Here is a 13,691-nt window from a genome sequence, read left to right as displayed (position 1 = left end):
GGGTTTACGCTAAAATGTCCTGTTTGAGAGTTGAGTTTTTGGTTTTACTTTCATCAAATTCACCAAAAAGGTCTACAAGTTTTTTCTGTCTGTAATCAAAAATTTCTTTCAGTTTAGGAGCTACGAGGAAGGGATGAGCCATTTGACCCAGAATCCCGAAGGGTAATTTATAATCTACAATATCTTCCATTTCTACACCGCCGGGAATTTCTTTTAAGAAATGCTTGTGGTGCCAGAGGGCGTAGGGCCCAAAACGCTGTTCATCTACAAAGTATTCTTTGTCTTTTACGTGAGTGATTTCAGTTACCCATTTGGTTTTAATTCCCGCAATTGGAGTTACTATATATTGAATAATTTGTCCCGGGTACATTGGGCGATCGGCTCCCGAAAGAATATTAAATCCCATATAATCTGGCGTTATTGTCTTTAGATTTCCGGGACTGGAGAGAAATTCCCAGGCCTTTTCCAGGCTGATAGGAAGTTTTTGAACCGATTTCTTAGTGTAGATTTTCATTCTAGTTGTATTTGAATGTAAAATTAAGTGTAGTTTTGTTTAAAATAAAATTATTATAGTTAAACAAAATATAAATGAAGTTGCTCCTTATCTAAATTTGTAATCAATTTCTGGGTATATTTGATCAAACTAAAAACAAACTAAATAATGAAGAAACTACTTTTATTTTTATGCACAGCCGGGCTTATGAGTACTGCCCAGGCACAGGTACAGGCTCCTCAACCCAGCCCATTTACTAAGGTTGAACAAAAAGTTGGACTTACCGATGTTACGCTCGAATATTCCCGCCCCGGAATGAGAGATCGCGAAATCTTTGGCGAGCTAGTGCCTTACGGCGAAGTTTGGCGTACCGGTGCCAATGAGAATACCAAAATTACTTTTAGTGACGATGTTACTATTCAAGGCGAAGAATTAAAAGCGGGAACTTATGCCATTTATACAATTCCGAAGGAAGAAGAGTGGGACGTGATGTTTTATAGTGATGCTTCTAACTGGGGAAATCCTGCTGAGTGGGACGAGGAGAAAGTAGCCTTAAAAGCAACTGCTGAAGTGATGGAACTTCCTTTTGAAATGGAAACTTTTACCATTATGATAGATGAGCTGAAAAATGATTCTGCCGCGCTTAATATTATTTGGGAAAATACCGTGGCAAGCTTAAGGTTTGAAGTGCCTACTGAAGAAAAAGCAATGGCGAGTATAGAAAAGGTAATGAACGGTCCAGGAGCAGGAGATTATTTTGCTGCAGCAACTTATTATCACGATGCTGAAAAAGATTTAGAGCAAGCTTACGAATGGGTAAATAAATCCCTTGAAATGGGTAACCCGAATGCATTCTGGATCTTAAGAAGAAAATCGCTTATCGCAGCCGATCTTGGTAAAAAAGAAGAAGCAATTGCAGCTGCTAAAAAATCTTTAGCCGAAGCTGAAAAAGCAGGAAATCAGGATTACGTAAAAATGAACAAAGACTCTCTAAAAGAATGGGGAGCTATGTAAAATAGATTTACAAAATAAATAAAAGCTGTTTGAAGCTTTGTTAAAATCGTCACCCTGAATTTATTTCAGGGTCTAAAATGTAAATACTCAAAAACATCTTAGAAGCTGAAACAAGTTCAGCTTGACGTCACAAAAAACTTTCAAACAGCTTTTCTTATATAGACCTAAGCCTCACAACTGGCACAATTCACCATATTGGCTATAAATTCTTTAGATACACTTTGGCTTCTTTGGTAGTAAAGTGTTTTCACACCCAGTTGCCAGGCTTCTATCATTAACTTATTTACTTCCCGAACCGGAAGGTCTGAAGGAATATTCAAATTTAAACTTTGCGCCTGGTCTATATATTTTTGCCTCACTGAAGCCTGTTGTATAATCTCTAACTGACTTATCTCTTTAAAGGTTTTAAAAACCATTCGCTCTTCATCACTCAATTCTTTTAAATGCTGTACGCTTCCGTGGTTTAGCATAATACTTCGCCAGGTTTCTTCAGTATCTAATCCTTTTTCCTGGAGCAATTCCTTTAAATATTTATTCTTCCGCATAAAATTACCTTTCGCCAATCCGGCTTTATAATAATTACTGCTAAAAGGTTCAATTCCCGGTGAGGCCTGGCCTAAAATTGCAGAAGAAGAGGTAGTAGGCGCAACGGCCATTAAAGTAGTATTTCTTAATCCGTAGCCTTTTAAAACCTCGGGTTCGCCATAGATATTAGCTAATTCTTTACTTGCCTTTGTAGCTTTCTCATTAATTTCTTTAAAAATGGAATTCGTTAAGCCTTTGGCTTTTAATCCTTCAAAAGGAATCCTGTTTTTCTGAAGATAAGAATGCCAACCCATCACACCCAATCCGAGCGCCCTATGTCTTTTTGCAAATTTATTAGCCGGAGTGAGGTAATAATTATCCTCGGTTTTGGCGATAAATTCCTGTAAAACAGCATCAAGAAAATAGATAGCCAGTTTTACGGCTTCAGTATCTTTCCATTCGTCGTAAAGTTCCAAATTCATTGAAGAGAGACAGCAAATAAAAGACTCTTCCTCGGTTGAGGGTAGAGCGATTTCTGAACATAGATTGCTGGAATTTATAACATAGTTCTTATCCTTATAAACCTGTGGTTTATATCGGTTAATATTGTCTTTAAAGAAAATATAAGGCAAACCTTTTTGCTGCCTGCTTTCCAAAACTTTAGCCCATATTTCTCGTTTTTCCCGGTCTCCATCTATCATTTCCTGCATCCAGTAATCGGGAACACTCACACCATAAAATAAATTCTGAATAGGGTTTCCAATATTTTTTATCTCCAGAAACTCCTTAATATCGGGGTGGTCAATATCGAGGTAAGCTGCGAAAGCTCCCCGGCGCACACCGCCCTGGGAAATCGTATCCATGGCGGTATCAAAAAGCTTCATAAAACTGGTTGCTCCGCTACTTTTACCGTTATCGGTAACCGCGCTGCCACGACCTCTTAATTCTCCAAAATACCCGGAAGTTCCGCCACCAATCTTGGTTTGCATAATTACCTCACCCAGTTTGTGGGTAATTCCTTCAATATTATCAGGTACGTAGACATTGAAACAGGAAATTGGTAATCCGCGTTCGGTACCCATATTGGCCCAAATTGGCGAACTTAAACTCATCCAGCCACGCTCTATCATTTCTATAAAAGCTTCAGCAAGTTCTGGTTTGTAGAGTCTTTTTGCAGCTGCATTTGCAACTCTTTCTATAGCAGATTTTGTGGTTTCTCCTTTTAATAAGTAGCCGCGGTTAAGTATTTGCTGACTTTCTTCATTAAGCCACCATAGGCGTTCCTGTTGCGTTTCTTTAATTATTGTTTCTGGCATTTTGCTGGATTTTAAGTTGAAAATAGTTCTGCGGATTATTGTTTAAAAAAGATCATCGGCAGTGATGCTTTTATCGTGTTTGGTATAATCTACCGGGCGCTTGGCAAAAAAGTCGTCTAAACTATTGGCGAAAACTTCTTCTTCAAACCATAACATGGCTTTGTAATCATACTCTGAGACAAAGTAGATCTTTTCCAAACCAATTTTTTCAAGGCTATCGTCTACACGATACTTCATAAAATTCAGCAGGTCTTCTTTTTTACATTGTTCCACAGCGCCATCAGCAAAGATCCAGTCCAGGATTTCAGATTCCACTTCTATAGAGTGAGCAATGATTTCTCTAATTTGAGTTTTGGTTTCCTCGTTGAAGAATTCTGGAAATTCTTTTTTAATCTGGTTTACAATATAAATTCCGGCGTTGGCGTGAATTTGTTCGTCTACAGATGTCCACGCAATTATATTACTCACATTTTTCATCACGCCTTTAAAGCGACTAAACGAAAGAATAATAGCAAATTGACTAAATAGAGATACGTTTTCAATTAAAATAGAGAATAAAATAAGGGAAAACACGTATTTCTTTTCATTTGAAGATTTTGTATTTGCTAAAGCTTCAGAAAGATAAGCCACCCTTTTTTTGATAACAGGAGTTTCTATTAATTTCTCGAACTCGTTGTTATAACCTAAAACTTCAAGCAAACGGGAATAAGCTTCCGAATGCCTGAATTCACATTCAGCAAAAGTACTTCCCAGGCCGTTAAATTCCGGTTTTGGAAGGTGTTGATATAAATCTCCCCAGAAAGATTTGACGGCTACTTCAATCTGTGCGATGGCAAGCAGGCTCTTTTTAATCACCTGTTTTTCATTTTCACTAAGATGAGAATGAAAATCTTGTACATCGGCGGTGAAGTCTACTTCAGAATGTACCCAGAATGATCGATTTATTGCTTCGGTAAACTGAAGAATTTCGGGATATTCGAAAGGTTTATAATTTACCCGTTTTTGAAAAATACTCATATCACTTTTGTTTTAGTTTAAAATCAAAAGCATAAAAGCAAATAGGTGTCTTTGGAAAAGAGAAGAGCGGGAAGGCCGCAAAAATATTATCCTGGACATTTTACTTTTTATGCGAAAGCAAAAGTCAGCCCGGTTGGGAAGGTGATCTGGCTTGTAGAAAAATCTACTTTACAGTTGCGCAACAGCTCATGATTCTCACATGATTCCCCTTGTTTATTACAAAAAGTAATACCCGCCGGTATGATTTTACAAAAGTAAAGTTATAAGGAAATTGCGGTGGTTTTATAAAAACAGTTTTGAGTTATAAACATAGTTTTTCACAAGTTAAAGTTTCGGTAAAAAGAAGAGCCCATAGAAAGTAGTGAGGTTGCAGGCATAGTCTTTGCTTAGTGAAGGTTGCAGTATTTGCTAATCAATCGAAAAAAAATGTAAAAATGAGACTTATAAATTTACAGCGCACCGATGATGCATATGTTGCGAAAGCTGAAATTACTTTAAAGGCTTTTGGAGTCGCTTTGGGGCAGAAATCTAAGATCTATATCAAGAAACAGTCTGAAAATGAATGGAGAGAGAAAAAAACAAATAAAAAAGTCTCTTCCAGGGAAGCCACTCATTTAAATAAATGGTTAAGCGACCATCAAAAATTTGTAGAGCATTAATCTTTTTGCCTTTTCAAAAGGTCTTCTATATTAAAAAATCAATTTTACTTTTCTTTATTTTGAAATTAAAAATCAAACAAGCGCTTTACTGAGTTTGCTTCTAATTTTTATACAAAAAATTCTATTCTATTAAACTTCCCGTAAAAACTTCAAAAAGCCCAATATTAACGGGATTTGGGTATTTGGTTTCCGAAGGTTTTTATAAATTGCAGGAAAGATATTTTATATTTTTCATTATTAACCCACATAACCATCAACATATTTATTTAAGTTATGAGTAATTATCATATTAAGAATTTAGAGGAATATTTTCAAGTTTATAGAAAATCGGTAAGAGATCCACAAAACTTCTGGGAAGAGATAGCTGAAGAACATTTTTCCTGGCAAAAAAAATGGGATAATGTACTAAGCTGGGATTTTAATAAACCTGAAGTAAAATGGTTTGAAAATGCTAAACTTAACATTACCGAAAATTGCATAGATCGTTACCTTTTTAATAGATCTGACAAAACGGCAATTATTTGGGAGCCTAACGATCCTGAAGAAGAAGCACAACATATCTCTTATGGTGAACTTCACAAAAAGGTAAACAAATTTGCAAATGTTTTAAAAGCTAAAGGAATTGAAAAGGGCGATAGAGTTTGTATTTACTTACCAATGATTCCTGAACTTGCCGTAGCAATGCTGGCTTGCGCAAGAATTGGTGCGATACACTCTGTAGTCTTTGCCGGTTTTTCTTCAAAAGCTCTCGCTACCAGGACCAATGATGCAGATTGTAAAATGCTAATTACTTCTGATGGTTCTTACCGTGGCAACAAAACAATAGATCTTAAAGGAATTGTAGATAAAGCGCTGGAAGAATGTCCCGGCGTTGAAAATGTTTTAGTAGCTAAACGCCTGGATTCTGATATTGAAATGAAAGAAGGCCGGGATGAATGGCTTCAACCCTTATTAGATGAAGCATCAGATGAATGTGTAGCAGAAACTATGGATGCAGAAGATCCTTTATTTATTTTATACACTTCTGGCTCTACCGGGAAACCAAAGGGAATGTTACATACCACAGCCGGTTACATGGTTTACACGGCTTATACTTTCAAAAATGTTTTTCAGTATAAAGAAGACGATGTGTATTGGTGTACGGCCGATATTGGCTGGATTACCGGTCATTCTTATATTTTATATGGTCCACTCGCAAACGGCGCAACTACCGTAATGTTCGAGGGTGTTCCTTCTTATCCCGATGCCGGAAGATTTTGGGATGTGGTAGAAAAACATAAGGTGAATCAATTTTACACTGCACCAACAGCAATTAGATCTTTAGCCAAAAGAAATATTGAATTTGTAGAAAGCCACGATCTTTCTTCTTTAAAAGTGCTTGGAACTGTTGGCGAACCTATTAATGAGGAAGCCTGGCACTGGTATAATGATAATGTGGGAAAAAATAAAAGCCCAATTGTAGATACCTGGTGGCAAACCGAAACCGGCGGAATTATGATTACCCCAATTCCTTATGTAACTCCGGTAAAACCAACTTATGCAACTTTGCCTTTTCCGGGAGTTCAACCGGCTTTAATGGATGAAAACGGAAATGAATTAAAAGGAAATCAAGTAGACGGGAGATTATGTATTAAATACCCGTGGCCAGGGATGGCCAGAACAGTTTGGAGAGATCATGAACGTTATAAGACAACTTATTTCTCTACGTTTGAAAATATGTATTTTACCGGTGATGGTGCTTTAAGGGATGAAGTTGGTTATTATAGAATTACTGGTAGAGTAGACGATGTTATTATAGTTTCAGGACATAATTTAGGTACGGCACCTATTGAAGATGCTATAGACGAGCATCCAGCGGTTGCTGAAACTGCCGTGGTTGGGTTCCCACACGAAGTAAAAGGAAACGCACTTTATGCATTTGTTACTTTAAAAGAGGTAGGAGAGTCCAGGAATCAGGATAACCTTAGAAAAGAAATTCTTCAACAAATAGTAGATAAGGTGGGCCCAATTGCCAAACCTGAAAAAATACAGTTTGTTAGCGGACTACCAAAAACTCGTAGTGGCAAAATTATGAGAAGAATTCTAAGAAAAATTGCATCAAATCAAACCGAAGATCTAGGAGATACTTCAACATTATTAAATCCAGAAGTTGTAGAGAAAATTATGAAAAATTCTTTATAAGAATTACTCTCAAATTTCAAGAATTTTTAAAATACCAGACCTCACAGGTTTTCAAATCTGTGAGGTTTTTTTTCTTAAATCCGAAATAATTTTTTAAGATTCAGTTTTCTATCGGTATTTAATTTACCAAGTATAGTAAGAAAAGCCAGGGCTGTAATAAAAGCATCCCCGGCCGCGGTGTGACGGTCTTTAGTGTCTATATTATATGTTTCAGCAATTTCGTCTAACGAATAACTTTTTTCACGGTTAATAAGATTTGAAATTATTCGGGTTCCGCGATATAAATTCACCGTATCCAGAACTTTATTTTTCAGCCTGGGTAATCCCATTCGGGATAAAGCTTCATTAATCATCCCCACATCAAAACCTGCGTGATGAGCCACTAGAACCGAATTCCCAATATATTTTAAAAATGCTTTTACCGCTTCTTCTTCTGAAAGTGTTTCAATTCTTTCATTTTGAATGATCCCATGAATTTTCACCGTTTTAGGATTAAAAGTTTCCTGTAAAATATACTCTTCAAATCCGTCAGCAATATTTATAGATTTATTTTCAATACCCACAGCACCAATAGAGAGCATTCTGTCTTTTTTTATATCGAAGCCAGTGGTCTCAGTGTCAAAAACAACAAATCTAGTCTCGGCAATTTCTTCTGGAAGTTTTTCCTGAAATTTTGCTTCATAGTCCTTCCAAAAATCTGGGAGATTTTCAGGTTTCTTTTTAAATAAATTCAGCATTAGATATAAGGAGTTACTTCAAAACGGTATTTTATTAATTCCTGCATCTGCCTAATACTTTTAAAACAACGTTTCAGTTTAATTTTTTCTTCTTTACTTAAACTTTCCAAATCAATAAATCTACCGCTATTTCTATTTTCCAAACCGTGCTGGGTTCTAAATTTTAGTAAAACCTTAGAAGCATAAGCACAGGCCAGGAAAAGCTCTTTGTTATTAGGTTCCAGCTGCGCCAGTTTTTCAAAGCGTTCTGCAGTATTGCTAATATTTTTAACCTGGTGGTATAAAATAAGGAGTCTGCCAGCATCAGTCAATGGCGTAATGCCACGTTTTTTAATATCAAAGAAATCTTTATTTTCCCCTCCTTCTTCTAATAAAAACTGCCTGAAAAAACCAAGGGGAGAAGGATTTCTTAAAGTTGTAGCTCCCATCACCGCATAAAATTTCCTATTGTCTTTGGTGAGGCTAAAAATATGATCGGCCAGCGCATTAGATAAATTTACATTTCCGTAAGAAATATCAAAATCGAAAAATATTGAACAAAGTAAAATTTCATCGTTTCCCGGGTCTATAATCCAATTGGTAAACTGGTCTTTCCATTCACTTAAACTAAGGCAATATTTTGGGTTTTTCGCCATCATTTCAGCGGGGCAAAATTCGTAACCTATAATATTGAGTCGTTTGTTTACCTTTCTGGCCAATTCCAAAAAATAGGCCCGGGTTTCTTCCAGTTTTTCTTGCGGAACATCTTCAAAAATAAGTGCGTTGTCCTGGTCGGTTTGTAAAAGTTGTTCTTTTCGGCCCTGGCTTCCCAGAGAAATCCACGTAAAATCGCAGGGCGGGGGAGTAGGTAGTTTTTTAATACAGCGTTCAATGATTCTTTTTATGGTTGCATCATTTAGCTCAAATATAATTTTTGATATATGGTTTAGCGGAATATTAGCAGCAAGAAATCCGCGCAGGAGTAAAGTAATTTTATGCCGAATTTTCTTTAATTCGTTTGTGCTACTGCTTCGTTGAATCGCTTTCATAAGAACAGAAGGATTATGCCCTTCCGAAACCATAATATCGTGTTCAGAAAGGATTCCTACTACTTTGGTATTCGGCGTTCCATCTTCGGTAATACAAATATGATTAATATGGTGTTTCATCATGGTGAGTTGCGCCTGGGCAATAGTTAATCCCTGCGGATAACAAATTACCGGAGATGCCATAATCTTTGAAACTGGAGTATCAATTCCAAATGCGCCGGTAGCCACCATATCTCTAAAATCTTCATCGGTTACAATGCCTTTGGGAATATTTTCTTCAACCACTAATACCGATCCAACTTTCTTTTTGCTCATAAGTTGTGCTGCTTTTTTAATAGTAGTTTCAGGTGAGGTCATGACCACTTTGCGGGTAACCGGTGCAGGCTGAAGTTCAAAAAGATTATTATTTGGTTTATATTGATTTTCTACCGGTTCTTTATCTGAAATTAATTTCCCTTTATGAGCTTCAGCATAAGGGTTACGGGTGTTGGAAGCAAAACTCTGAATCAGGAAGTTCCCTACTTCTTTATTTTCTTCTGTAAGCGGTTTAAATTTCTTTATGGGAATTGCGTAAAGAATGGTTTCTTCTTCGGCAATAGCATTAATAAGATAGTTCTCTTTAGCAAATAGGGGCCTGAGGCCAAAAATATCACCTTCGTCACATTTATCTATGGTTTCTCTTTTACCTTCATTATCCCGTTCTAAAGAAATTGCTCCTTTATTTACTACATAAAAACGTTTGTGCCCAATATCGCCTTCAGCAAAAAGTAATTTTCCTTTTTCAAGATATTTTACTTTAACCTGTTGTGAGATCATTAATAAATCTTCCTTTTTTAAAAGGTTGAATGGCGGATAATTTTTAAGGAAATCTGCTATTCGGGAAGCAATGGTGTTCTTCATACCGCTAATTTAAAGAAAAATGAATAGCTCTTTTTCTTTGAATTTTAAATATTCACTTCGTAATCTTTAATCATATTTAGAATAACTTTCTCAGTTTCTGAAAGGGAAATATAATCTTGCTTTTCTTCAGCTTTAATTTTATCAAAATAGGGAACAATGTCTCCGGTTTCATAAGAATTTATAATCTTTGGGTGCACATAATAACTTCTACAAACAGCACGGGTATTTCCCAAACCTTCTGCCGAAGCATCAAAAGCCTGAAGCAGGTTCTTTTTATTCTGTTTTTCTTCTTTGGTAAAGCCAAGTTCACGCAGTGTTTCAAAAAAAATCTTGGTAGCACTCCAGGTTCTAAAATCTTTAGCTGAAAAAAGATCGCCGCTAATTTCGTGAATATATTCATTAATCATCCCGCTGTCTATGGCGTGTTTATCGCCATTTTCGTCGTAGAACTTAAAAAGTTCCCAACCCGGAATTTCCTCACATTGGTTTACAAGCTTTATCAGCTTTTTATTTTTTACGGTCACCGCATGTTCTTTACCTTTTTTACCTATAAACTCAAATTTTATCCTGTTTTTGTAAGTTTTTACGTGCCTGGTTCTAAAAGTTGAAAGTCCGTAAGTTTTATTTTTCCTGGCATAATAATGATTTCCGATTCTAATATGGGTTTCTTCCATTAGACGTAGAATAAGCGCCAGGACTTTTTTGCGACTCATTTCGGGTAAATCCAGGTCTTTATCTACTTGTTTTCTTATTTTAGGCAGGTTTTCTCCAAAGGCTGCCATTTTAAAGAATTTGGTTTCATTTCTTAATTTGCTCCAGGTAGGATGGTAAATATATTGTTTGCGGTTTTTTTCATCGCGGCCCACAACCTGTAAATGGCCATTTTTTAAATGTGTAATTCTAACTTCTTTCCAGCCCGGCGGAATTACTAAACTTTTTATTCGTTCTAGTGTTTTTTTATCTTTTACACGTTCTCCTTTATAAAAATATGAGAATCCCCGGCCTACTTTTTTTCGGTTAATAGAAAGGTGTTCTTCAGAAACGTATATTAGGTTGGCAAAATCTATAGCCTGGTATGGATCTGAAATAAAATTATTTATTTCTTCAGGAGAAATGGTCATTTTTCTTTTTCACTAAATATAATTGGAAAAAAGGCCGGGCTATAATAAAGAATTGTGAAAGTATCTATAATTAAATGACAAAGCCCTTTTCGGAATTTCTTCTGAAAAGGGCTTTTCTCAATATAAAGGAGATTAATTATTTAATCAAAATAACTAAAACTATCTCCATCCTTTATTTTTAGAACACTTTCGTAAATTAATTTAATAACATTTTCTACATCGGTTTTATGTACCATTTCAACTGTAGTATGCATATATCTTAATGGAAGCGAAATTAAAGCGGAAGGAACCCCGCCGTTACTGTAAGCAAAAGCATCAGTATCGGTTCCAGTAAACCTTGAATTCGCCATACGCTGAAACGGAATTTCTTTTTCCTGGGCGGTGTCAATAAGTAATTCCCTTAATTTATTTTGAACCGCGGGAGCGTGGGCAATTACAGGACCGTGACCAATTTTAGTATCGCCGGTTTTCTTTTTATTTATCATTGGCGTATTGGTATCGTGGGTTACATCGGTAACAATAGCTACGTTTGGCTTAATTCGGTGGGTGATCATTTCAGCACCTCTAAGTCCAATTTCTTCCTGCACCGAGTTGGTGATATAAAGCCCGAAAGGCAATTTTTTACCATTCTCCTTTAATAATTTTGCAACCTGTGCGATCATAAATCCGCCCATACGGTTATCCAGGGCCCGGCAAACAAACTTATTTTCATTAAGTATAAAAAATTCATCAGGGTAGGTAATTACACAACCAACGTGTACACCCAATTCTTCAACTTCATCTTTACTTGTACACCCAACATCTATACAAATATTATCTATTTTTGGAGATTGCTCTTCATCTTTATCACGTGTGTGAATGGCCGGCCAGCCAAAAACACCTTTTACTATTCCTTTTTTAGTATGTATGTTAACACGTTTTGATGGCGCTATTTGGTGGTCGCTACCTCCGTTTCTTACCACATAAATAAAACCCTCATCGGTAATATAATTTACGTACCACGAAATTTCGTCAGCGTGTCCTTCTATTACCACTTTATATTCGGCTTCAGGATTTATAACTCCAACTGCGGTCCCGTAGCTATCTGTGAAGAAATCATCTACATAGGGTTTTAAATAATCCATCCATAATTTCTGCCCTTCAGATTCGTAACCCGTAGGTGCGGCATTGTTAAGGTATTTTTCCAGGAAATCTATAGATTCCTTATCAAGTATACTGTCTTTGCTCATAGTTTTGAATTTTCACGAATTTAATAAGAATTAAATGTATGGCAACTCATTATTGATTAATTTTGGAATGATTTTAGTAAGATAGGATAGGTAAATAATGAGCAAATGCTTAGAAAGTTTTTTTTAATAATATTCTTTATAGCCTTTAGTCTTTCCGGACTTTTTGCACAGGAAAATTTTCCTACTGAAGATACTTTGCAAAAAAAATACATGATTATTGCCGGTGATACGGTGCCACGGGAGAGTATAGATCTTAATGAAGTGGTGATTTTAAAGAAGCTTCATTTTAATAGTCTTGCTGAAAGAAAGCAGTACCTTATATTAAGGAGAAAAACACGGAAGGTTTATCCTTATGCCAAATTGGCTTCAGAAAGATTAATAGCACTTAATTCCAGGCTAGAGGAAATTGATTCCCGATCTGCGCAAAGAAAATATACAAAAATTGTTCAGGACTATATAGAAGATGAATTTTCTGCGGAATTAAAAAAGCTTACCCATACCGAAGGCCAGATTTTGGTAAAGTTAGTACATAGACAAACCGGTACCACCGCTTTTAACCTTATTAAAAATTTAAAAAGTGGTTGGCGGGCTTTCTGGTACAATACCACGGCTAGTTTATTTGAAATATCTTTAAAGGAAGAATTTGATCCCAGAAATAATCATGAAGATTATTTAATTGAAGATATTTTGCAGCGTTCTTTTGTGAATGATATATTGGAACCACAGGCTACTGCTTTAGATTTTGAATACGTAGAACTTACCGATAAATGGAGTAAAAGACCTGGTAGATTAAATTAACTTTTGTCTTCTCTATATTTCTTTAAAATTTTTTATCTTACAAGTTCCTTTTTTAGAGAGAGTTATAGTTTAGTTTTAAGATTTCTTTAAAAAATTATTATTTGGAGCTTGCGGGGGAATAAAACAGCAGTATATTTGCACCCGCTTTGGGACACAACGAGGGTTGAGAGTAGAAGCGGGAAAGTTCATTACATATTGGGATACGGTGTTTTTTTAAGGAAATAAAGCTTAGAAAAATAAAAGTAAAAAAACTTATTTTTTTACTTGCCAGAATCAAAAGAGGGTGTATATTTGCAGCCGCAAAAACAGCGAAGGTTTTTAATTAAAACGGGAGTTGTTTTTAAAGTTCTTTTGAGAATGGAAAGCTTAAAAAAAAGTCAAAAATTTTTCTAAAAAAGATTTGGCGGGTAAAGAAAAAGCATTGTATATTTGCAGCCGCTTACAGCGGAAACAAGTTCCCAAAAATACTGAAAAGAAATCCCGGGTGGGTGATAAGATAAGAGGTTCGAGTCCTTTAATTTCGACAAGAATATCCCGAGTAAAATTGGGGAAGTTCATTGATTTATTGAATTGACAGCGCGTACATTTTTCTTCGGAAAAATGATACAAATAATTTAGAATTAAGACTAGAGAAGTCATCTTTGAGTACAGACGATTTGATTGTTGTAATTAT

General features: G+C 35.9%; 11 protein-coding genes and 1 riboswitch. Of the genes, 4 read left to right on the top strand and 7 right to left on the bottom strand.

Annotated features, from left to right (window positions below):
* Positions 1 to 4: 4 nt before the first annotated feature.
* A complete protein-coding gene (locus J0871_RS13765) occupies positions 5 to 514 on the bottom strand; it encodes an SRPBCC family protein (RefSeq protein WP_208225873.1) in 510 nt (169 codons plus the stop codon).
* 147 nt (positions 515 to 661) lie between these two features.
* On the opposite strand from J0871_RS13765, the gene J0871_RS13760 reads away from it, so the two are divergent.
* Positions 662 to 1,507, top strand: a complete 846-nt coding sequence (locus J0871_RS13760) for a DUF2911 domain-containing protein (RefSeq protein ID WP_208225872.1) — start codon at positions 662 to 664, stop codon at positions 1,505 to 1,507.
* Positions 1,508 to 1,671: 164 nt separating this feature from the next.
* On the opposite strand, the gene J0871_RS13755 is transcribed toward J0871_RS13760, so the two are convergent.
* A complete protein-coding gene (locus tag J0871_RS13755) occupies positions 1,672 to 3,348 on the bottom strand; it encodes a ribonucleoside-diphosphate reductase subunit alpha (RefSeq protein ID WP_208225871.1) in 1,677 nt (558 codons plus the stop codon).
* 42 nt (positions 3,349 to 3,390) lie between these two features.
* The gene (locus J0871_RS13750; protein WP_208225870.1) at positions 3,391 to 4,365 is read right to left on the bottom strand and encodes a ribonucleotide-diphosphate reductase subunit beta; all 975 of its coding nucleotides are present in this window, start codon (positions 4,363 to 4,365) and stop codon (positions 3,391 to 3,393) included.
* A gap of 118 nt (positions 4,366 to 4,483) precedes the next feature.
* A riboswitch (cobalamin riboswitch) is annotated at positions 4,484 to 4,616 on the bottom strand.
* Positions 4,617 to 4,799: 183 nt separating this feature from the next.
* Here J0871_RS13750 and J0871_RS13745 point away from each other — a divergent pair.
* Together J0871_RS13745 and acs are read left to right on the top strand one after the other, a co-directional pair.
* Positions 4,800 to 5,024 carry a hypothetical protein gene (locus tag J0871_RS13745; protein ID WP_075327157.1) on the top strand — a complete coding sequence of 75 codons (225 nt, stop codon included), beginning with the start codon at positions 4,800 to 4,802 and terminating at the stop codon, positions 5,022 to 5,024.
* Between the two features lie 273 nt (positions 5,025 to 5,297).
* The gene (acs, locus tag J0871_RS13740) at positions 5,298 to 7,205 is read left to right on the top strand and encodes an acetate--CoA ligase (protein WP_208225869.1); all 1,908 of its coding nucleotides are present in this window, start codon (positions 5,298 to 5,300) and stop codon (positions 7,203 to 7,205) included.
* Between the two features lie 74 nt (positions 7,206 to 7,279).
* Here the strand turns inward: acs and J0871_RS13735 are convergent, their stop codons facing one another.
* The 4 genes from J0871_RS13735 to J0871_RS13720 form a co-directional block, all read right to left on the bottom strand.
* Complete coding sequence (locus J0871_RS13735; protein WP_208225868.1) at positions 7,280 to 7,942, bottom strand: 3'-5' exonuclease; 663 nt, start codon at positions 7,940 to 7,942, stop codon at positions 7,280 to 7,282.
* Positions 7,942 to 9,870, bottom strand: a complete 1,929-nt coding sequence (locus J0871_RS13730) for a DUF294 nucleotidyltransferase-like domain-containing protein (protein WP_208225867.1) — start codon at positions 9,868 to 9,870, stop codon at positions 7,942 to 7,944. The genes J0871_RS13735 and J0871_RS13730 overlap by 1 nt, the downstream gene beginning before the upstream one ends.
* A 44-nt stretch (positions 9,871 to 9,914) precedes the next feature.
* On the bottom strand, positions 9,915 to 10,991 hold the full coding sequence (locus J0871_RS13725; RefSeq protein WP_208225866.1) for a DNA topoisomerase IB: 1,077 nt from the start codon (positions 10,989 to 10,991) through the stop codon (positions 9,915 to 9,917).
* Positions 10,992 to 11,131: 140 nt separating this feature from the next.
* Positions 11,132 to 12,220 carry a M42 family metallopeptidase gene (locus J0871_RS13720; protein ID WP_075327152.1) on the bottom strand — a complete coding sequence of 363 codons (1,089 nt, stop codon included), beginning with the start codon at positions 12,218 to 12,220 and terminating at the stop codon, positions 11,132 to 11,134.
* A gap of 105 nt (positions 12,221 to 12,325) precedes the next feature.
* On the opposite strand from J0871_RS13720, the gene J0871_RS13715 reads away from it, so the two are divergent.
* Positions 12,326 to 13,018 (top strand): DUF4294 domain-containing protein, encoded by a 693-nt coding sequence (locus tag J0871_RS13715; protein ID WP_208225865.1) that lies wholly within the window; start codon positions 12,326 to 12,328, stop codon positions 13,016 to 13,018.
* Positions 13,019 to 13,691: the final 673 nt, after the last annotated feature.

Source organism: Salegentibacter sp. BDJ18 (genome assembly GCF_017579965.1).
Taxonomy (GTDB): Bacteria; Bacteroidota; Bacteroidia; order Flavobacteriales; family Flavobacteriaceae; genus Salegentibacter.
Note: the sequence above shows the minus strand (reverse complement) of the source record. Positions and strands in the feature narration are given on the sequence as shown.